A 20,561-nucleotide genomic window follows, 5' to 3' on the forward strand; every position below is an offset into this window, starting at 1 on the left:
ATTAACGTGAAGGGTTTTATCAACGATTTAAAGCAGTTAATAAAAGTTCGATTGTCTTTTACAGTCGTTTTTTCGGCATCAGTGGCATTTTTAGTAGGAAGTAAGTTTCAAGGAGAAACCAATTGGTTGAATTGGGTGATTTTAACAGTTGGTGGTTTGTTGGTTACTGGATCTGCGAACGGCTTTAATGAAATAATAGAGCGTAATTTAGATAAATTAATGCATCGGACGGCTGATCGGCCATTACCGGCTGGAAGAATGACTTCAGGACAGGCTTTGGTGCTTAGTTTATTGATGGGATTGATAGGAACGTTGTTGCTGGTACGTCTTAACTTTTTAACAGGTGTTCTCTCTGTGTTTTCCATTTTACTCTATGCGTTTTTTTATACGCCACTTAAGCAAAAGTCACCCATAGCGGTATTTGTTGGTGCGTTTCCTGGAGCGTTGCCACCACTTATTGGATACTTTGCGGCCTTTAAACAACCCTACATTAATGAAATCCCCTTGATCTTGTTTGGGATTCAATTTGTTTGGCAGTTTCCGCATTTTTGGAGTATCGCTTGGGTATTAGATGAGGACTATAAACGTGCAGGTTTTAGATTGTTACCTACAACGAAGAAGGACAGCATAAGTGCTTTTATGGTTTTTTTATCCGCCTTATTGCTTATACCGGTTTCCTTATTACCTACATGGTATGGATTTGCGGGTTATACGTTGGCAGCGGTTTCTTTACTTGTAGGATTGGTGTTCGCGTATTTTGCATTTCAACTTTTTTTGAAGAGAGATTTAACGTCTGCTAGAAAAGTAATGTTCACCTCTTTTTTTATTTTGCCTTTGTTGCAATTGGTGTTATTATTTGACTTTATTAGAATATGATAATGGTTCAACCAACAGATAATAATGATTATCTAGCTTCTTTGAAAGCGAAGAAGTTCTCGCTATATGTTTTTTTGGTGGTATCTTTCATGTTGTTTGCTGCCTGGACAAGCGGTTTTATTGTGTATACGGAAAGTGGTGCTGATAAAGGACTGAAGACGCTGTTACCTACGACATTTATTTACAGTACGCTTACCATTATATGCAGCAGTGTTTGTATGCATTTAAGCTACAGTGCTGCTAAGATTGGAAATTTAGCCAAGCAAAAATTATGGCTAGCGCTAACGATAGTTTTGGGTAGCTTATTTTTTGTTTTACAGTACCATGCTTGGATGGAACTTGCGAGGAATGGAGTTGTTTTTATTAATAATAATGCCTCTCAATCGTTTATTTATGTATTTGTTTGGGCGCATCAAGCACATATTGTTGCGGGTGTGATCGTTTTATTAAATGCCTTTTTTAAAGCAGGTAATAAACAGCCCTTGGTAAAGAATCAGTTTAGAATGGAACTTGCTACGATTTTTTGGCATTTTCTGGATATTCTATGGATTTATATATATGTTTTCTTACTTTTGAATCAATAAAATTATTTAAATGAGCACGACTGTATCGCAATTAGATCAAGTTAAATCTGGGCCGTGGAATGGAGGTCGGTCTCCATTTGCCATTGAGTATGGTAAAATCATGATGTGGTTTTTCTTGGTATCGGATGCTTTTACCTTTTCTGCCTTTTTGGTGTATTATGGCGCACAACGCTTTGCCCAAATTACATGGCCAAATCCAGATGATGTTTTCCAATCCATTCCGGGTATTGCAGATGAAGGATATCCTTTGGTATTTGTGGGTATCATGACCTTTATCTTGATTATGAGTTCGGTTACTATGGTACTGGCTGTTGAAGCGGGACACCGAAACGCTAAAAAGGAAGTTGTTGGCTGGATGATCGCTACCATTATTGGAGGATTGATGTTTTTAGGTTGTCAGGCGTTAGAATGGACACACTTAAATCATGAAGGTTATTGGTGGGGTCGTATTCCAGAACATTATGAAGGCATTGATAAAATAGGGGCCCAACAATTTGCGAATTTATTTTTTACGATTACGGGTTTTCACGGATTCCACGTAACAACAGGGGTAATCATTAACATCATCATCCTTTGTATGACTCTTGGTAATGTTTTTGAAAAAAGAGGAACCTATTTGATGGTCGAGAAGGTAGGTCTTTACTGGCACTTCGTCGATTTGGTTTGGGTATTCGTATTTACCTTCTTTTATTTGGTTTAACATCTTTAAGAATAGCATAAATGAGCGAGCATCACACGTCGGTTGAGCATGGGCAGGAAGAACACCATGCAGATATGTCGAAGAAACTGATATGGAAAGTATTTTTCTATCTTTTAGCCATTACCTGTTTAGAGTTCTTTATTGCATTGGTTTTGGTTTATAACGGACCGTTGGAAAAAGGACCATTAGTTAATTTTATATACGTTGTACTTACCTTGGTAAAGGCGTATTTTATTGTTGCCTATTTTATGCACTTGAAATTCGAAAAAATGGGCTTTATTATTTCTACATTGATTGTATTTGTGTTTATTATATACTTCATTATCCTTTTACTTACGGAAGGCTCTTATTTACACACACATCTACATCATATGTTTAGCTAATGCTTTGTTAAGCGTCTTTCATTATAAGAGTTGGTGAAGGTTATAGCAACGATGAGGGATCAACAGAAAGCATTTTCTTTCAAGAAAGTTTTAATCCTGGTAACCATATTGGCCTTGCCAGGATTTTGTTATTACTTGCTCCAGGAAAAAGGTAAAAATCGGTATAAGCCATTGCCTTTTTATGGAGAAAAGAAATTGGCTGGAACCTTCCATAGTCGGAGAGGGAAGCAAATACCGGATACGATTTACCATACCGTTAAATCCTTTGCTATGCAGAGCAGCGCTGGTACACAGGTAACTTTTGGTCCCGATTCTGGTGTGGCATTGGTCAATCTTTTTTATACAGGGAATAGGCAGCTGGCAGATCCTATGAATATGGCCATGAGAAAGGTTGCTGAACGTTTTCAAAAAAACGGCATGGTGAAGCTATATTCGTTAACAGTAGACCCGCGTACAGACACACCTGATCGATTAAAGGCATATCATAAACAGTGGGGAGATTTTAAGCAATGGTACTTTTTAAGCGCTCGAGATCCGGAAGAAGTGATGGGGTTGGCTAGGGAATCATTTTTATTGGACGTAGTCTATGATCCTCAGCGAAAGCCACCCTTTACGCATAGCTCGTCTATTGTGCTTTTAGATTCGCAGCGCCGGATTCGGGGTTATTATAATGCGTTAATAGATGAAGAGGTGAATCGGTTAATTGATGAGGTGAAATTATTATTAACAGAAGAATATAGGAATATTAGTGTAGCAGAAAGCTATGAGTGACAAAGCGATATTTAGATTAGTTTGGGGTGTTTCCATCTTTGTGTTTGTTGTGGTTGTACTGCTTCAAAGCAAAGTTGTTAGCTGGCGGATTGTCCCAGATTGGGTTTTCTTTCTTCCCAAACTTAACGCTATTATTAATGCCACCTGTTCGGTGTTGTTGATCACATCGTTCTATTACATTAAGAAAAAAGATATTGCTACACATAAAAAATTGAATATCATCACGTTTATTTTGTCGGCACTTTTTTTGGTCTCTTATATCATCTATCACTCCACTGGGAATGAGGCGAAGTTTGGTGGGCAAGGAATTATTAGACCTATCTATTTCTTTATTCTGATTACCCATATCATTCTTGCTGCTCTTGTATTACCGCTAGTTTTATTAAGTTTTTACAGAGGAATGAAAATGCAGGTAGATAAACATCGTAAATTAGTACGATGGAGTTTTCCGATATGGCTATATGTAACCATTACAGGTGTTATCGTGTATTTGATGATGGCTCCTTATTATTAGGGCATAAAATAATTCTGATGAGAAGAGGTAATTTTTGCTGATGCGGCACGTTTTCCTTTAAGGGGATAAGTATTTACTGTTTGGCTTAAATCTTGGATTTATGGGAAAAATAATAAAAATAGTTGGCTTGGTCTTTTTATTAACCATCTCGGTTGTACTAATCGATACCAAGGTTGCTCACGCACAGTGTGCCATGTGTACTTTAAATGCGGATCAATCAGTGAAAGACGGGAATACGCAGGGTAAAGGCTTAAATAAGGGAATCCTATTTTTATTGGCCATGCCTTATGTCGCAATAGGCGCCGTTGGTTATTTGTGGTATAAAAAGTATAGGCGTAAGAAAGCCGATGTTGGATTCAAACCGGATCCGGTAAATCTTAATTAACAAGGAGTAGGCAATGGCTTATCGGAGTAAGCTGAAAGCCATGGTAGAGGCGCGTTGCCCTCAGTGTAGAACAGGAAAAATATTTGTGGGCAATGCGTATAATTTTCGCAAACAACGGACCAATGATATTTGCCCGTATTGTGGTTTGGAATTTGAAATAGAGCCTGGCTATTTTTATGCGGCAATGTATGTTAGCTATGCTATGGCCGTTTTAGAAATTCTTATTATAGGATTTTTTACCTATCTGTTTAGTCATAGTGAATCACCTTGGCTGTATTCCATCATATTGTTTTTTACAGTGTTGCTTTTGGCACCATTTAATTATCGATATTCTAGATTACTGTTGTTATTTTATCTAACACCAAAAATTAAGTACGACCCAAAATATCAACAAGATAGTCTGGAATAATGAACTTTTATTGATCGCAATGTGTTTTAGAATCTTTTCCTTATTCTTTTTTTCATTGGTATTACTTAGTGCCTGTAAAGTTATGTCTCCTGCCGCCTATGAAAGCTTAATACACACACAGGATTCGCTAAGTCGGGGTTGGAAAGAGGCGCAAATAGAAAATGGTCATCTTGAAGATGAATTGGCGAAATTAAAGGCGGATACCGCTTCACTGAGTAGAAAACTGGTTTCCCTAGAGCAACATCTTTCTTCAAGTTCAAGCGAAGTGAAGAAACTTTCGGCAAACCTTGCTGAAAGGGAACAACGGCTACAGGAGGTGGAAGACATTTTACATAAGCGGGATGAGGCAAATAATCGTTTGAAGAATACGTTGCAGCAGGCTTTACTCGGGTTTCAGGAAAATGGATTAAGTGTAGATATGCATGAAGGTAAAGTTTATGTACGCCTCGCCGATAAGTTGCTTTTCTCTTCCGGAAGTATTGTTATTGATGAGCGGGGCAAACAAGCTTTAACCGAACTCGCTAAGGTTTTGAATACACGTCCTGAAATCAATATTGCGGTTGAGGGACATACTGATGACCAGAAAGTGAGAAGTTTAGGCCAGATTAAGGATAACTGGGATTTAAGTGTACTGCGCTCTACATCCGTAGTACGGTTTTTAACCCAAGAAGAAGGTGTCGACCCGAGAAGGCTTACCGCTACAGGAAAAGGCGAATTTACGCCGATTGATACGGCGGATACATCTGAAGCGCGAAGCGCTAATCGACGGATAGAAATCGTACTGTCTCCTAAATTGGATGAATTGTATGAGTTGATTAAATAGTGGAATAGTGATAATTGTGAAGTAGCAGAGTAGTAAATAATAACCTGCTACCCTACTACTCCCCAGTTCAACTACCCTACCGTTTGCTTATTTACCCACCCGCTAAAAAGGATTTTCAATATCTTTGAGCAAAGGAAGTTGTAAGTCTTTTTCCGATAAAACCAATTCTTCCGGTCCCAGTGGCCATTGGATGTTAAATGCGGGGTCATCGTAACGCACTCCGATCTCACTGGCTTTATCATATTTGGCGGTTACTTTGTATGCAAAAATGGTATGATCTTCCAATGCAATAAAGCCATGTAAGAAGCCGACCGGAATCCATAACATTTTTGCATCGGCTGCATTTAACTCAATGTGGAAAGTTTGTCCGAAGGTAGGAGAATTGGTACGTATATCTACTGCAACGTCCATCACACGTCCACTGATTACCCTAACGAGCTTCCCTTGCGCGTTTGGGCTAGCTTGTGCATGTAACCCACGCAAGGAACCTCTTTGGGATAACGATTGATTGTCTTGTACAAAATGTTGGTCTACGCCATTTTCTTTAAATAGATCCTCATTGTAGGTCTCTAAAAATTCGCCTCTGTTGTCTCTCCAGATTTTAGGTTCAATAACCACTAATCCAGCGATTGGTGTTGTTGTGAAGTTCATAAATTTTTAATCGATATATTGCATAGTCGTATCAAACAGTAGCAGATGCCCTTGAAAATCTTTGTTCATTTTGTCTTTTAACAGGATGAACAAAGATGCTTTAAAAGCAAGAATGTCTTCGGGATGATGGGTGAAAAGCTGTAAACTTAATGATTGCCCTTCATTTGGTGAATCTAAAATTTTAAATAGCTTTATATCCTGAAAATGGGCTTTCTCTTTAAGTAACGGAATATACTCCTTTTGAAGCCAATGAAGATACTGCTTGGCTTTTTGATCGGAGATGATATGTGTAATATTCAATAAAATCATTCGGCTAAGATAAACATCCTATGGCATATTTTACTATTTTGGAATCTATGAGGGACACATCATGTACTTTAAATGTTACGAGAAGCATTTGATTAAGATTTCTTCTTTTAGTAACTTAACCTTGATAACCTATATGGCGAGTGTGTTTAGGAAAAGAGCTAAATAAGCGATAAACAGTGGGTATTAAAAACAATTAAGTAGCGAGATATATGAAGATTTTTACTCCTATTATGCTAGTGTTTTTGCTTTTGGGGATAGGTGCGTGTACAAATACCGATAAGGAAGATCAAGTTCCTATTGAAAGCTTCTTTAAGAAATCCGCCAAAGGAAATTTTCAACTATCTCCAGATGGCAAATATATCGCTTATTTGCAACCGTATAAAGGGGTACAAAATATTTATATTGCCTCTTTGGCTCATAACCAACCCACTCGTATTACGACAGAAAGTGACAAGAATGTCACCAACTTTTTTTGGGCCGATAATGAAGAGCTTATTTTTTGGAAAGAACGATCAGAGGAAGATAATTTGGGTATTTATGCGGTTAACCGAGCATCTTTTTCCGTTCGTAACCTGATTATGCCAGAACCCATGCGTTTTCGTTGGGTGAGTCAGCGATTATTGAATAGTAACGAAATGCTCATTGCGCTTAATAAGCGCGATTCTTCTGTTTTTGATGTGTATCGACTAAATATTCATGATTGTAACATGCAAATGGTTGCACAAAACCCAGGTAATGTGAGCAGTTGGTTTGCCGATTTGGAAGGTAAGGTGCGGTTAGCAATAGCGAGCGATGGTGTTAATGAAACCTTATTATATCGGGAAAATGAACATTGTGCTTTTAAGCGTGTCTTTGAAAATAATTTTAAGAATACCGTCAGGCCATTGCGATTTATCGAGGGGGAAACAGATCGGATTTACGCCTTATCCAATGTTAACCGAGACAAACTGGCTTTAGTAATAGTTGATCTAAAAAAGGGTGAAGAGATTAAAACGGTTTATGCCCACCCGGAGGTAGACCTAGATAACATACGGTTTTCTACCAAAGCAAAAGGCCCTGCTTATGTGGATTACGACACCTGGAGGCCCGAGCGCCACTATTTTAATAAGCGTATAGAAAAAATTCATCAAAGTATTAGAAAGCGTTTGCATAACTACTGGATTAGAGTAGTTGATAAGGACGATGCGGAAACTAAATTCATTGTCCGAACCTATACAGATGATAATCCGGGTGCTTTTTACCTATATAGCTTACAAGAGGACCAATTAGCTAAATTGGCAGATGTTAACCCTTCGTTAAATGATGTTAAGTTAAGTAAAGTGAAGCCTATAACGTATAAAGCAAGAGATGGAAGGGAGATCAACGGCTACTTAACTATCCCGTTTAATAAAAAGGCAAAATACCTGCCTTTAATTGTTGTCCCGCATAATGGGCCTTCTTCAAGAAATATATGGGAATATAATAGCGAGGTACAATTTTTAGCCAGTCGGGGATATGCGATATTTCAGCCAAACTATCGAGGATCTACCGGTTATGGTAAAGCATTTTGGTCGGCAGGTTTTGGCGAATGGGGAGGCAAAATACAGGAAGATATTGCAGATGGCGTAAAGTATTTGGTTGATGAAGGCATTGCTGATCCTAAGCGTGTTGGCCTTTTTGGCTATAGTTTTGGTGGTTTCTGCGCCTTATACGGTGCTTGCTTCCATAATGATTTATACCGATGCACGGCCTCTTATTCGGGCATCACCAACTTATTTACTTATTTAAAAGAAGTACCACCCTATTATAAGCCCTATTTATTGATGTTCTATGAAATGGTGGGTAATCCGGAGAAACAGGCAGATTATTTCAGGGCGGTTTCCCCTGCATTCCATGTAGATAAAATCAAAGGACCTATTTTTATTGCACAAGGAGGAAAGGACGAACGGGGAAATGTTAATGAAACAAACCAAATGGTTCGCGAGCTGAAGAGTAGACAGATCCCCATTACCTATTTTCTAAAAGAGAAAGAAGGGCATTATTTTAAAGACGAACAAGTACGTTTAGAATTTTATAAACAGTTAGAATCCTTTTTTTCAACGAATTTAAAAAACAATTAACCTTGCTGGATAAATAGCCGTATGGCAAGACAAGAATATTACAGAAAGAATTATTGGCTTATTACCCTTTTTGTGGTACTGGCTACTGCACTTTTTATTATTGCTTTAGGCCTTGCGAAAAAGTATGTTCGAAATGTTATTGAAAATGAGTTTGTAGGAAAGAAAGTAGATGTTCTGGAGCAAAATATTGCAACATACAATGATTTCTTCTTCAATAAAATTCCGGAGGTATCTTTTTATCAAGGCTATCTAGACTCGACAACGGCTACTATTTATGCCGATTCAATATTGGCTAAATACAGTTTTGTAAATCGTATTGTATTTTTTGATGTACATATCGGACATAGTACAAGCGGTTTAAGTATACACCCCAAGCTTGTGTATGAATTTACTAGAGATCATCTCAAGGGGAATATTATTTATGATGAAAAGGAAAATGAAAAATTGGATTTGCGTGTAGCCGATGATTTTCTAGGTATGGCTGGCAAATTAGATGAATTTATTGGTCTTGCTGATACGTCAAGAAGTATTAATAACGATGAGATCAATAAATTTTTCTATACCATTTTACCAGAGAAGATTACCTATATGAATATTCCGAGAAAGGAAGATATAAAGGTATATAAGCAATTTGAAGAAGGGAATACACATCACGTTTCGATATATGAACACGATATTTTTACCTATTATATCGATCCCAAGGAAATAAAGTTAGAGAATAATCACCCTGAACTCTATGAGCAAATTGAAATCAAGCCGTTGTTTTATAGTACACTGGATACCGATCCTGATTTATTGACGACCGAAAGTCCGTTACCGGGTGCACTTGCGGCCTATAAACTCTATTTTACTTCAAAAAGGAGTTTTCTAGCTGATGAAATTAATCGTCGATTTTTACCTTTTGCCTTGTTGATTTCGGTAGGTTATTTCGTTTTGTTTATTATTGGTTACTTGATCTACCGAAACGTTAGTTTTAATAACCGTATGTTTCAATTGCAATACGATTTTGTGAATAACCTTACCCATGAGTTCAAGACGCCAGTAAGTGTGATAAAAATAGCCGGTAATAATATTCGTAGTGCTAAGGAGTTAAAAGAAGATACCCGTAAACATTACGGAAAAATTCTGGATGAAGAAGCCGATAAGTTGAATAATTTACTCAATACATTGCTTTCTTTCACCCAAATAGAGAATAAGTCAATCAAGCTAAAATACGAGCAAGTTGTTTTGCATGAATTCTGTGAAAATATCGTGAATAGTTACAAAATAAGATATCCAGATTTTCATTTACACTATCTTATTAAAGATGTTTCCACTTTTTATACCGATCGGGTGTTATTGGGTAGCGTTTTTCAAAATTTAATTGACAATGCGTATAAATATTCTGAGGCGCAAAAAAGGGAGTTAAAAATCACAATTTTTAAACAAAAAAAGCAAATAATGTTTAAGTTTGTTGATAAGGGAATAGGGATTCCGAAAAATGAACTTGTCAATATATTTAAAAAATTTTATCGAGTAAAAAGCCAATATAACCAACAGGGCAGCGTTGGATTGGGTTTAGCCTTTTGCAAGGAGCTATTGATGTTTATGAATGGTGATATACAAGTAACTAGTACAGAAGGGAAGGGATCAACTTTTTTGGTGACCTTACCTTATGCGGAATGACTTTTTACATTTATCAGCCACTCATTGGCTTTGAGAAAGATTATAGATAAAAATTTAACATAACAGCACAGAAGTAAAATTATGCAAAAAAACACGAAAATTGCTGTAATTGAAGATGATGAAAATCTTCGGTTTTTGGTTGTTCATCGCTTGGAGTCTGAGCATTACGAGGTCATACAGGCGGCTAATGGAAAAGATGCTGAGCGTTTAATTCTAGAGGAAAGGCCGGATATTGTATTGTTAGACTGGATGTTGCCTGGCAAACAAGGCTCCGAAGTATGTGCTGATTTGCGTAAGGCAGGTTTCAATAACCTGGTTATTATGATGACGGCGAAATCACAGGATGTAGATAAGATTGATGCCTACAGTTTTGGGGTTTCTGATTACATCACCAAACCCTTCAATATGGATGTGTTAATCGCCATGATTGAAAATAAAGTTAAATTTTTTGTAAATAATGCAAGTGATACGCTATATTTTGGTAATACGGAGCATCATCCAAACACGCACTCATTGATTAGAGAGGGTAAAAAAATTGAATTGACCATATTGGAAAATAGAATTCTCCTATATTTTTTGCAGAACGTAGATCGGGTGATTAGTAGGGAGGAATTAATGCAAGTGGTTTGGGGATACAGTTCTAACGTGAATACACGTACGTTAGATATGCATATTGTGCGTCTGAGGAAAAAAATCGAGCTCAATCCGGATAAACCACATCATTTGCAAACTGTTCGAGGTCTGGGATATAAATTTGTTGCTCAATTAGATTAACGGATCGGTTATTTCATGGATTTCACTTAAGTTTGCTTTTTTAAGAAAAAGCAATTATCTTCGTACAAATCAGCAAGACCATGCTTCACTAATAGGCGTGGTCTTGCTTGTTTTTTATACGATAACCTTAATGTATTTTTTATGGCAGATATAACATATTATAGCAAAGAAGGGCTGGAGAAATTAAAAGAGGAGCTTCAATACCTTAAAACAGAGGGACGGGCAGCTATAGCTAGGGCGATAGCTGAGGCTAGAGATAAAGGTGATTTGTCTGAAAATGCCGAATATGACGCGGCAAAGGAGGCGCAAGGGTTGCATGAAACCAAGATTGCTAAATTGGAAGAGGTATTGGCCAATGCTCGGTTAATTGATGAGTCAAAGCTGGATGTAACAAAGGTACTGGCTTTGTCTATTGTCAAATTAAAAAACACTAAGAACGGAGCCATTATGACGTATCAGTTAGTATCTGAAACAGAAGCCGATCTTAAATCGGGCAAGATTTCTGTTAAATCACCTATCGCACAAGGTTTATTGGGCAAATCTGTAGGAGATCGAGTAGAGATTGAGGTTCCGGCCGGTAAAATAGAATTGGAGATATTGGAAATTTCACGATAGGTCTTTGCGGTTATGTGCGGTTGCTGCCATAACCGCAAAAAATCGAAAGACCTGTTTAATACCCTAAATTTATTTTTTACATCATGCCAACTATTTTTTCACGAATTGTATCTGGTGAAATTCCAGCATATAAAGTAGCTGAGACGAATGATTTTCTCGCTTTTCTTGATATTAATCCCTTAGCTGAGGGACACGTTTTGGTCATTCCTAAGGAGGAAGTTGACTATATTTTTGATATGACGGATGCTGCATATATGGAGATTTGGATGTTTGCTAAAATTGTTGCTGCAGCAATTAAAAACGCTTTTCCTTGCGAAAAGGTTGGTGTTGCTGTGGTTGGATTGGAAGTAGCTCATGCACATATCCATTTAGTGCCTATTAATCAAGTGAATGATCTGAATTTTTCTAAGGAAAAACTAAAATTAAATGATGATCAACTGGCGGATCATGCCGAGCGTATCCGACAGGAATTAGCTAAATTGACTCGATAAGGGAACAGCTGATCTCTTGTTTTTGCAGGCACGTAATGAAGCAAGGAGAAATTAGAGACTGACCCTATTTTAGTCGGTGATGATTGTCTTTTATAAAGGCTTCCCAGCCCGAATAATTTTTTTTACCAGAACTATTTTGTCGTTGGAAAGCGTGGCAGACGGCGACGGCTAAACCATCTGTTGCATCTAAAAATTGAGGACTTTCCTGAAATGCCAAAAGATTTTTCAACATAGCCGCTACCTGCTCTTTAGACGCATTACCATTTCCGGTAACCGATTGCTTGATTTTCCGGGGAGCATATTCTACGATTTCAATATTTCTCGCTAAGGCTGCAGCCATAGCAACACCTTGAGCTCTGCCGAGTTTCAAGATCACCTGTATGTTTTTTCCATAGAATGGATCTTCAAGAGCCATACAGTCGGGATGATATTGGGTTATTAAAGCGGTAGTTTTTTCAAATATACGCTGCAATTTAAGCGCATGGTTATCTAGGTGACCTAATTTGATAATACCCATGCTTATGAGGGTTAATTTTTTACCGGCTTCTTTTATTATCCCGTATCCCATCACTTTTGTGCCCGGATCAATCCCTAAAATAATACGTTCTTTTAGCTCTTGCTGCAACATGACACAATATTACGATTTTATAGCAAAACTTGATGCATCAGCAGATAGGATAGATGCAGGTGATTTGATTTATTTTGTTAACATTGCAAAAAAGATAATCAGCGTTGAACACTAAAGGACGAAAAATAGGAAGTACCATCATAAAAATAGGGATACTTTTATTGGTGCTGTGGGTTGTATATCGCAAGATTAATGACAAAAGCAAGTTAGAGGAATTTGATTTTCTATTAAGCCAGTTGGGTAGTGAGACGATCGCCTCGACAATATTCTGGTTAGTGCTGCTGATGTTTACAAACTGGTTGCTGGAATGCGTGAAATGGCAATATTTATGTAAACCCATCGAGGCCATATCTTTTTACCGATCATTTGAATCCGTATTTTGTGGTTTGAGCTGGGCAATTTTTACCCCGAATCGCATTGGTGAATACGGGGGAAGAGTATTATTTTTAAAACCCAAGAAGCGTGTGTTTGGCGTTGTGGCAATGGCGGTTGGCGCATTTGCGCAGCTCGTTATAACGAATATAATGGGGACTGTAGCGCTGATATGGTTCGTATCCACGTATGAAAAACTATCACTAGGATGGTATCTGCTTTTTTGCCTAGCTGCTTTTATATTTATAGCGGGTTTACTACTTCTCTATTTCAGGATACGCTTGTTGAACCAATGGATAGGTAAAATTAGGTGGTTGGCAAAAGTACAACGGTTTTTTCATTTATTGGAAAGATATACTACCCAGCAATTGACAACAGTTTTTCTACTCTCAGCGCTGCGGTTCATTGTTTTTACTTCGCAGTATGCATTTATTATGCAGGTACTATTAACTGAACTACCCATGCTTCCTATGTTCATGATGGTTTTTTTATTATTTTTTATTCAATCTGCTATACCTTCCTTAGATTTGTTAGATGTTGGTGTGAGAAGCTTGACCGCTAGTTTCCTTTTTGCTTATTTAACCAAGCAGGAACTGGCAATTATGGCATCTACGGCCGCTATTTGGTTTATCAACCTTATAGTTCCGGCTATTATAGGTTCAGTATTTGTATTTAAAATTAACTTCTTTGGTAATCCTGATCGTTAGTGGCCTTGCTGCCATCTTATGTGTATATTATAGTTGCGTCCTTCTATTCCTATATAAAGGTTGGAAAAGAATACCGAATCCTAGTTTAGAACGAGCATCGGTTAAGACAAAAGTGAGTATATTAATTGCTGCCCGAAATGAAGAAGCACATATTGGAAAGACTATAACTGCAATTTTAGCACAAGACTATCCAAAACATTTAATGGAATTGCTTGTCGTTGACGATCATTCTACTGATCGTACAGGCGAAATCATTGCTTCTTATAAGGCAGATGGCGTTAAACTGATCCGCTTACACACCGATCAAAAATTAAATTCGTATAAAAAGAAAGCTATCAGCGAAGCTATTGCCCAATCAACAGGCGAGCTGATAGTCGCTACGGATGCGGATTGCGTTATGGGAACGGAATGGTTACGTACGATAGTTACCCTTTATGAGACCAAAGGATACAAACTTATTTCATCACCGGTTATATATCATCAGGAAAAAAGTTATTTCGAACAGTTACAAACCTTGGAATTCCTATATTTAATAGGCTTAGGAGCCGCTTCAATTGGTCTACGTCATCCGTCGACATGTAATGGAGCCAATTTAGCCTATCGACGGGATATCTTTTACGAATTAGGCGGTTTTCAAGGAATTGACGATCTCGCTAGTGGCGACGACGAATTGTTCTTGCATAAAGTAGCTCAGCGATATCCATTAGATATCGGTTTCTGTAAATCAGAAAAGGCTGTGGTATATACCGAAGCCAAACAGAATTTGAAAGCGTTTTTGAGTCAAAGAAGGCGATGGGCATCAAAAAGTACGAAATATAAAAATAAGGGTATTGTATTATTAGGTGTCGGTATTTGGCTTTTTAATCTTTTTATCCTTGTCACGGCGATAGGAAGCTTTTTCTCAGAAGCCATGTTCTTGCTATGCATGGCCTTGATTATAGTAAAAATGCTTGCGGAGTTATTCTTTTTATTTCCTTTAACACGATTTGCACATCGGCAAAAACTCCTGTTGGGCTTACCTTTGTTAAGTATATTGCATGTGTTCTACATGGTTTACATCGGTATCGCAGGAAATACAGGAAAATATCATTGGAAAGGTAGACTAGTCAGATAACGAGAAAAGAGATGTTATAGCATAACCTTTTCCCGAATCGCCGCTTCTGCTTTCTTTACAATTTCTTCGGCGCTTAACCCTTCAGGTTCGATAGGCTTCAGGACTTCCCAACGCATTGCAATAAAAGTATTTAAAGGAAAACTACCATACCTAACCATCTTCCAGGAATTATTGATTACAATGGGAACGATCAATGCATGAGGTACTTTTTTTAGGATCGTTGCGATACCTCCTACTGCAAAAGGTTTCATGACTCCAGTTTTTGACCGGGTACCCTCAGGGAAAATAACCGTAGACCAATTTTTTTCCTTCATGTTTTTGGCGAGCTTTAATATTTCGCCAATCGACTGTTTAGGATCATTACGATCAATGTTCGCCGCTCCCCCATGTTTCAAGTTGTAGGATATACTTGGAATTCCAGTTGCCAATTCAATTTTAGAGATAAATTTAGCATGATGTTTTCGCAAAAAATAAATCAATGGGGGAATATCGTACATACTCTGATGGTTGGCAATAAAAATAATAGAGCGATTCGTTGGTAAATGTTGATGGTTGATAAACGTCACGGTATTTCCTAGCAAGTAATAGCTGCTGGTGAGGAACCAATTGAGTATATCAACAGCTTTCTTATGCGGAGTATAACCTCCTAAGTTTAAACTGAGCCATTGGATAGCATGAAAAATCAAGAGCATTAAGCCGAAATACAAGTAGTGAATCGGGCTTAAGATATAACCGAAAAATTTCCTCATCTAGGTGTGATTAAATTAGCGTGCATTTATCTCAAAAAGATAGCATATAGCGAAAATAAATTAAATTTTCCTTTTTTTGCTTGCTGTTAAAGGCCGAAAGCCGTTTTAACTTTTTCGAGATGATCTAATTTTTCCCAAGTGAAAAGTTCAACCTGTACCGTTTTTGTTTCACCCATAGAATTTTCAAATACCTTTTCAACAGTAATTGGTTGCCTACCCATATGCCCATAGGCAGCCGTCTCTGTATAGATCGGATTGCGTAATTTTAAGCGTGTTTCTATACCATAAGGGGTGAGATCAAACAACTGGTTGATTTTATCAGCAATTTGACCATCTGTTAAGTTGACATTACTTGTGCCATAAGTGTTAACGTAAATCCCCATAGGGTGTTTTACACCAATAGCGTAAGAGAGCTGAACTAAGATTTCGTCGGCAACGCCCGCAGCTACTAAATTTTTAGCGATGTGACGGGCAGCATAAGCTGCAGAACGGTCAACTTTGGACGGGTCTTTACCCGAAAAAGCTCCACCGCCGTGTCCTCCCTTACCACCGTAGGAGTCTACAATAATTTTACGTCCAGTCAATCCGGTGTCTCCGTGTGGACCGCCAATGACAAATTTACCCGTGGGGTTGATATGGTAGGTAATTTTGTCGTCAAACAGCTGTTGAAGCTCCGGTTTTAACTGTGCTTTCACTCTAGGGATTAAGATATGGATAATGTCCTGCTTTATCTTGGCTAACATCGCCTCTTCCGTATCAAAATCATCGTGTTGCGTAGATACTACAATGGTGTCTATACGCAGCGGTGTATGGTCATCGCGATAAGCAATGGTGACCTGGGCTTTTGCATCTGGGCGTAGATAAGTAATTTCTTTCCCTTCCCGTCTTAAGGCTGCAAGTTCGTACAGCAGTTTATGTGAAAGGTCTAACGTTAGCGGCATGAGGTTTTCTGTTTCTTTGTTTGCATAACCAAACATGATGCCCTGATCCCCTGCTCCTTGATCCTGCTTTTCTTTACGGTCAACGCCTTGATTGATATCTGCCGATTGCTCGTGGATAGCGGAAAGAATACCGCAAGAGTTTGCTTCAAACATATAGGCCGACTTGGTATAACCTATTTTCTCGATCACCGATCGAGTTATTTTTTGTACATCAAGATAGGTGCGCGATTTAACTTCTCCTGCTAAGATGACCTGACCGGTGGTTACTAACGTTTCAATGGCGACTTTAGAATCGGGATCCCAAGCTAAGAAATTATCAATTAACGCATCAGAAATTTGATCAGCTATTTTATCAGGATGTCCTTCTGAAACGGATTCCGAAGTGAATAGATATGGCATAGAATGTTAATTTTTCAATGTTTGTTTACGCTATTTGCTATGCAAAATGCTTGCTCATTAAACCAAGGGATAAAACAAAGTAGAAAGGCAATTTTAGCACTTTTTTACCGTGGTTGCAATCCCGCCTTATTGGCACGCAAATCATTCCACATGATACGTTGCAAAAGTACAATTCATTTTGATAAATAAAAAGAGAATTCCATAAGCGTTATAGAGATCACTATACATGCACCTAAAACTATTTTAAGTACTTTTGCTGATGAGGGTTTTAATATGGCGAAAAAGCGTATTCAATTTCTGATAAACCCAATTTCGGGCGGGAGGAAGAAAAAAGGTTTTGAGCAATCGGCAAGAAAGTTTTTAAATGCTCATTTGTACGAAGCCGAATTTAAGGTGACTGAACATGCACAGCATGCTTCTGATCTGGCTAGGAAGGCTATTAAAGAGGGGGTAGACCTATTAGTGGCCGTAGGCGGTGACGGCACGATTAATGAGATAGCAAAAGAACTTTTACACACCGCAATTCCTTTAGCTATTATCCCTGAAGGTTCTGGGAATGGTTTAGCCCGCTACTTGCAGATTTCAAGCGATCTTTCAACGGCCATTAATAAAATAAATGCAGGCCATGTTAGTACCATTGACAGCGGTTTGGTTAATGGGAAAGCTTTTTTTAACGTTGCCGGTATGGGTTTTGATGCATTAATTAGTAATCGTTTTGCCGAAAACCTAACCCGTGGTCCGGTGGGCTACCTAAAAATCGTTCTTCAGGAGATTAGCCGATATCGGCCACAATCGTATACTTTAAATATTGATGGAAAGATCCTTAATCGCGAAGCGTTTATGATCAGTATCGCTAATTCTCCCCAATATGGTAATAATGCGTATATCGCTCCGGGTGCTACCGCAGACGATGGATTACTAGACGTCTGTATTATCAAACAATTTCCATTGCTCCAATTTCCAGTAATGATCTACCATTTATTCAGCCGGACTGCCCATCAATCAGAGTATGTCGAAATTATTAAAGGAAAACACATCGTGATTGAGCGGGAAACGGCTGGACCTGTACATTTAGATGGGGAACCACTGGAACTAGATAGAAAATTAACGATTGATGTTTTGCCTTCTTCATTAAAAGTTGTATGTTAGATCAATCATTGGAAAAGGGATGGCGAAAACTAAGAAAAAACAATATGATGGGGTAGTTTATTCTACGGATGAGCATTTTCAGTATACAGAAACATCGGAAGAAAAACTAGATACGTTAATGCCGAGTCAACAGCAGTTGCGGGTGCTTTTGGATAAAAAACAGCGTGCTGGAAAAGCGGTAACTAAAGTAACAGGGTTTATTGGTAGAACGGATGATTTGGCCGCTCTAGGAAAATTACTGAAGCAGCGCTGTGGAGTTGGAGGGGCCGTAAAAGATAGAGAAGTACTGATTCAAGGCGATTTTCGGCAGAAAGTCTTGGAAATTTTACAACAGCGGGGCTATTCGGTTAAGCTATCAGGAGGATAGCCAAAAAAGGGAGCTCATAATAAAAAAGCATTTGAATGGCACAATATAATAAGTTCTAGAGCGTTTAGAACTCATTAAATGGCCAAATTTGTTTAAAAAGAAGAGGTAATAGAAAAAGCCTCTAGTACCTATTTCTTAGTGTTCATTTTACACTATTATTATAGACTTGGTAAAGAATAAATTAGCGGATGATTGAAAGGTGTCTATGAGACATTTTTAGTACAACGGTTTTATGAAATAAAATTTTAAATCGTTGTTTTTTTGTGTCATTTATTTGCAATTGCAAAAAAAAATAGTTTTTATTGTAAAATATTGTCCTTGTAAAATAACGATAATGGATGATAATAAAAGCTCTTTTTTGGCGTTGATGCTGCTGTTGCACGTTACAAAAAGAGAATATTTTAAATTAATATTGCGAAAATTTGTTTTTAAATCTAAAATTATAAATTTGCTTCTGCCTTTTTGAAAAAATGATGGAAGGCAAGTGTTTTGTACAATTAAAATTAATCCATAAAAACTAAAAACTAAAAAATCAAGAAAATGGCAAACGCACCAAAACCAACCCCGGCTAAAAAAGAGAGCAGCTCAAAAGGTTCTAACGTATTTGCAAGTTTAGCAATAATTATTTGCCTTATTATAGGCGCATTGGTATGGAAATTTGTGATGGGAGATCCCAGTCACTTCCAGGGAGGTGACCCAGAAGGCGATCCAATTGATGGTGATATCTTTGGAATGGTATACAAAGGCGGTTTTATCGTCCCTGTTTTGATGGGTTTGTTATTGATGGTAATCGTATTCTCCTTCGAGCGTTTTTTTGTTATCAGTAGAGCAGCAGGTAAAGGCAATGTTGACGCTTTTGTTTCCAGAATTCAGGGATATCTAGCGGCTGGTAATATTGATGCAGCAATCGGCGAATGTGATAAGCAACAAGGATCTGTAGCGAATGTTATTAAAGCTGGTTTGCACAGATACAAAGATGCTTCTGTTGATGCTACGTTAGATACTGAGCATTCTGTATTAGCTATCCAGAAGGAAATTGAAGAAGCAACAGCCTTGGAAATGCCTATGTTGGAAAAAAATCTAACAATCATCGCAACTTTGGTATCCATTGGTACGTTAACCGGTCTTCTTGGTACGGTGACAGGTATGATCAAGGCGTTCTCGGCTTTAGGTACTGGCGGTGCTCCTGACTCGGCTAAATTAGCAAGTGGTATTTCGGAAGCATTGGTAAATACGGCAACTGGTATCTTTACTTCTACTATTGCCGTAATTATGTATAATGTGTTTACCTCTAAAATCGATAAGTTAACGTATTCTATTGATGAGGCAGGCTTCTCTATTGTTCAAACGTACGCTTCGAAGCATAAATAAAAAAAATTCCATGGCGTTTATGGAAACGTTATGGATTTTGCATCAATGAAGTAGGAACAAGAATAATTTACATATATAACGTAAAGAGATGCCAAAAATTAAAGTAAAAAGAGCCAGCACCACAATTGACATGACCGCTATGTGCGATGTGTCCTTTCTGTTGTTGACGTTCTTTATTCTTACAGCTACGGCGAGGCAACCAGAGCCTATGCAGGTAGACACACCAGCGTCTACGGTGCAGATACCTGTTCCAGATAAAAATATTGCCACTATTACTATAGGCGGCGGTGGGCGAGTATTTTTTGGAGTGACGGGGCCTAACATTAGAAAGCGTATGTTGGAAAGAATTTCGGAGAAATACAGCGTTGGATTTTCACCAGAAGAAAAGGAGCGTTTTTCATTAATGGAAAGCTTTGGTGTGCCCGTCGGTAATCTAAAACAGATTATTGCCATGGGAGGTTCAGAACGGAATAAACAAGGTTTGCAGCCAGGAATTCCTACAGACTCTGTGGGAAATAATCCTTCCCAATTGCATGAGTGGATAATGGCTGCTCGCTATGCTACCAAGGAAATAGAGAACCAAGAGATGCGCGTAGCCATTAAAGGAGATGCTAAGGAGCAGTATCCCGCTGTAAAGAAAGTAATCGATATTCTGCAAGGACAAAAGGTTAATAAATTCAGTTTAATTACAAATCTTAGAAATGAGGATTAACTC

General features: G+C 38.1%; 25 protein-coding genes. 20 read left to right on the plus strand and 5 right to left on the minus strand.

Features of this window, described 5'->3' with window-relative positions; all coding sequences use genetic code 11:
• Window positions 1–6 precede the first annotated feature (6 nt).
• The 9 genes from cyoE (at window position 7) to ABD930_RS04710 (ending at window position 5,445) form a co-directional block, all read left to right on the plus strand.
• A complete protein-coding gene (gene cyoE, locus ABD930_RS04670; RefSeq protein ID WP_345230538.1) occupies window positions 7–876 on the plus strand; it encodes a heme o synthase in 870 nt (289 codons plus the stop codon).
• Window positions 873–1,460, plus strand: coding sequence for a cytochrome c oxidase subunit 3 (locus ABD930_RS04675; protein WP_345230539.1), 588 nt, complete (start codon window positions 873–875; stop codon window positions 1,458–1,460). The genes cyoE and ABD930_RS04675 overlap by 4 nt, the downstream gene beginning before the upstream one ends.
• Window positions 1,461–1,470: 10 nt before the next feature.
• Window positions 1,471–2,160 carry a cytochrome c oxidase subunit 3 gene (locus ABD930_RS04680; protein ID WP_345230540.1) on the plus strand — a complete coding sequence of 230 codons (690 nt, stop codon included), beginning with the start codon at window positions 1,471–1,473 and terminating at the stop codon, window positions 2,158–2,160.
• 20 nt (window positions 2,161–2,180) lie between these two features.
• Complete coding sequence (locus tag ABD930_RS04685; protein ID WP_345230541.1) at window positions 2,181–2,543, plus strand: cytochrome C oxidase subunit IV family protein; 363 nt, start codon at window positions 2,181–2,183, stop codon at window positions 2,541–2,543.
• 51 nt (window positions 2,544–2,594) lie between these two features.
• Window positions 2,595–3,314, plus strand: coding sequence for an SCO family protein (locus tag ABD930_RS04690; protein ID WP_345230542.1), 720 nt, complete (start codon window positions 2,595–2,597; stop codon window positions 3,312–3,314).
• Complete coding sequence (locus ABD930_RS04695; protein WP_345230543.1) at window positions 3,307–3,828, plus strand: DUF420 domain-containing protein; 522 nt, start codon at window positions 3,307–3,309, stop codon at window positions 3,826–3,828. The genes ABD930_RS04690 and ABD930_RS04695 overlap by 8 nt, the downstream gene beginning before the upstream one ends.
• A gap of 100 nt (window positions 3,829–3,928) precedes the next feature.
• The gene (locus tag ABD930_RS04700) at window positions 3,929–4,213 is read left to right on the plus strand and encodes a hypothetical protein (RefSeq protein WP_345230544.1); all 285 of its coding nucleotides are present in this window, start codon (window positions 3,929–3,931) and stop codon (window positions 4,211–4,213) included.
• Window positions 4,214–4,226: 13 nt separating this feature from the next.
• Window positions 4,227–4,622 (plus strand): DUF983 domain-containing protein, encoded by a 396-nt coding sequence (locus ABD930_RS04705; protein ID WP_345230545.1) that lies wholly within the window; start codon window positions 4,227–4,229, stop codon window positions 4,620–4,622.
• 19 nt (window positions 4,623–4,641) lie between these two features.
• A complete protein-coding gene (locus ABD930_RS04710; RefSeq protein WP_345230546.1) occupies window positions 4,642–5,445 on the plus strand; it encodes an OmpA family protein in 804 nt (267 codons plus the stop codon).
• 102 nt (window positions 5,446–5,547) lie between these two features.
• Here ABD930_RS04710 and rfbC read toward each other — a convergent pair whose 3' ends face one another.
• Both rfbC and ABD930_RS04720 read right to left on the minus strand, forming a co-directional pair.
• Window positions 5,548–6,096: a dTDP-4-dehydrorhamnose 3,5-epimerase gene (rfbC, locus tag ABD930_RS04715; protein WP_345230548.1), complete on the minus strand. Its 549-nt coding sequence runs from the start codon at window positions 6,094–6,096 to the stop codon at window positions 5,548–5,550.
• Between the two features lie 6 nt (window positions 6,097–6,102).
• Entirely contained in the window at window positions 6,103–6,405 is a 303-nt protein-coding gene (locus tag ABD930_RS04720; protein WP_345230549.1) for a DUF4286 family protein, read from the minus strand.
• Between the two features lie 209 nt (window positions 6,406–6,614).
• Between ABD930_RS04720 and ABD930_RS04725 the strand changes: the two genes are divergently transcribed.
• The 5 genes from ABD930_RS04725 to ABD930_RS04745 all read left to right on the plus strand — a co-directional run bounded on the left by ABD930_RS04725 (window position 6,615) and on the right by ABD930_RS04745 (window position 12,049).
• The gene (locus ABD930_RS04725; RefSeq protein WP_345230550.1) at window positions 6,615–8,504 is read left to right on the plus strand and encodes a S9 family peptidase; all 1,890 of its coding nucleotides are present in this window, start codon (window positions 6,615–6,617) and stop codon (window positions 8,502–8,504) included.
• A gap of 21 nt (window positions 8,505–8,525) precedes the next feature.
• Window positions 8,526–10,169 carry a sensor histidine kinase gene (locus ABD930_RS04730; RefSeq protein WP_345230551.1) on the plus strand — a complete coding sequence of 548 codons (1,644 nt, stop codon included), beginning with the start codon at window positions 8,526–8,528 and terminating at the stop codon, window positions 10,167–10,169.
• Window positions 10,170–10,250: 81 nt separating this feature from the next.
• Window positions 10,251–10,943, plus strand: a complete 693-nt coding sequence (locus tag ABD930_RS04735) for a response regulator transcription factor (RefSeq protein WP_345230552.1) — start codon at window positions 10,251–10,253, stop codon at window positions 10,941–10,943.
• A 141-nt stretch (window positions 10,944–11,084) separates the two neighbouring features.
• The gene (greA, locus tag ABD930_RS04740) at window positions 11,085–11,558 is read left to right on the plus strand and encodes a transcription elongation factor GreA (protein WP_345230553.1); all 474 of its coding nucleotides are present in this window, start codon (window positions 11,085–11,087) and stop codon (window positions 11,556–11,558) included.
• Window positions 11,559–11,641: 83 nt separating this feature from the next.
• The gene (locus tag ABD930_RS04745) at window positions 11,642–12,049 is read left to right on the plus strand and encodes an HIT family protein (protein WP_345230554.1); all 408 of its coding nucleotides are present in this window, start codon (window positions 11,642–11,644) and stop codon (window positions 12,047–12,049) included.
• 64 nt (window positions 12,050–12,113) lie between these two features.
• Here the strand turns inward: ABD930_RS04745 and ruvC are convergent, their stop codons facing one another.
• The gene (gene ruvC, locus ABD930_RS04750) at window positions 12,114–12,677 is read right to left on the minus strand and encodes a crossover junction endodeoxyribonuclease RuvC (protein ID WP_345230555.1); all 564 of its coding nucleotides are present in this window, start codon (window positions 12,675–12,677) and stop codon (window positions 12,114–12,116) included.
• A gap of 104 nt (window positions 12,678–12,781) precedes the next feature.
• On the opposite strand from ruvC, the gene ABD930_RS04755 reads away from it, so the two are divergent.
• Both ABD930_RS04755 and ABD930_RS04760 read left to right on the plus strand, forming a co-directional pair.
• The gene (locus ABD930_RS04755; RefSeq protein WP_345230556.1) at window positions 12,782–13,756 is read left to right on the plus strand and encodes a lysylphosphatidylglycerol synthase domain-containing protein; all 975 of its coding nucleotides are present in this window, start codon (window positions 12,782–12,784) and stop codon (window positions 13,754–13,756) included.
• Complete coding sequence (locus ABD930_RS04760; RefSeq protein WP_425571104.1) at window positions 13,746–14,870, plus strand: glycosyltransferase family 2 protein; 1,125 nt, start codon at window positions 13,746–13,748, stop codon at window positions 14,868–14,870. The genes ABD930_RS04755 and ABD930_RS04760 overlap by 11 nt, the downstream gene beginning before the upstream one ends.
• A 14-nt stretch (window positions 14,871–14,884) precedes the next feature.
• Here ABD930_RS04760 and ABD930_RS04765 read toward each other — a convergent pair whose 3' ends face one another.
• Both ABD930_RS04765 and metK read right to left on the minus strand, forming a co-directional pair.
• Complete coding sequence (locus tag ABD930_RS04765; RefSeq protein ID WP_345230558.1) at window positions 14,885–15,619, minus strand: lysophospholipid acyltransferase family protein; 735 nt, start codon at window positions 15,617–15,619, stop codon at window positions 14,885–14,887.
• 86 nt (window positions 15,620–15,705) lie between these two features.
• Window positions 15,706–16,959, minus strand: a complete 1,254-nt coding sequence (gene metK / locus ABD930_RS04770) for a methionine adenosyltransferase (protein WP_345230559.1) — start codon at window positions 16,957–16,959, stop codon at window positions 15,706–15,708.
• Window positions 16,960–17,232: 273 nt separating this feature from the next.
• Here metK and ABD930_RS04775 point away from each other — a divergent pair, with 273 nt between their 5' ends.
• From ABD930_RS04775 to ABD930_RS04790, 4 genes are all read left to right on the plus strand, one after another.
• Window positions 17,233–18,108 carry a diacylglycerol/lipid kinase family protein gene (locus ABD930_RS04775; RefSeq protein ID WP_345230560.1) on the plus strand — a complete coding sequence of 292 codons (876 nt, stop codon included), beginning with the start codon at window positions 17,233–17,235 and terminating at the stop codon, window positions 18,106–18,108.
• Window positions 18,109–18,127: 19 nt separating this feature from the next.
• The gene (locus tag ABD930_RS04780) at window positions 18,128–18,475 is read left to right on the plus strand and encodes a translation initiation factor (RefSeq protein ID WP_345230561.1); all 348 of its coding nucleotides are present in this window, start codon (window positions 18,128–18,130) and stop codon (window positions 18,473–18,475) included.
• 540 nt (window positions 18,476–19,015) lie between these two features.
• A complete protein-coding gene (locus ABD930_RS04785) occupies window positions 19,016–19,846 on the plus strand; it encodes a MotA/TolQ/ExbB proton channel family protein (protein WP_345230562.1) in 831 nt (276 codons plus the stop codon).
• 88 nt (window positions 19,847–19,934) lie between these two features.
• Entirely contained in the window at window positions 19,935–20,558 is a 624-nt protein-coding gene (locus ABD930_RS04790) for an ExbD/TolR family protein (RefSeq protein ID WP_345230563.1), read from the plus strand.
• The last annotated feature ends 3 nt before the right edge of the window (window positions 20,559–20,561 follow it).

The organism is Olivibacter ginsenosidimutans, assembly GCF_039542865.1.
Lineage (GTDB): Bacteria > Bacteroidota > Bacteroidia > Sphingobacteriales > Sphingobacteriaceae > Olivibacter > Olivibacter ginsenosidimutans.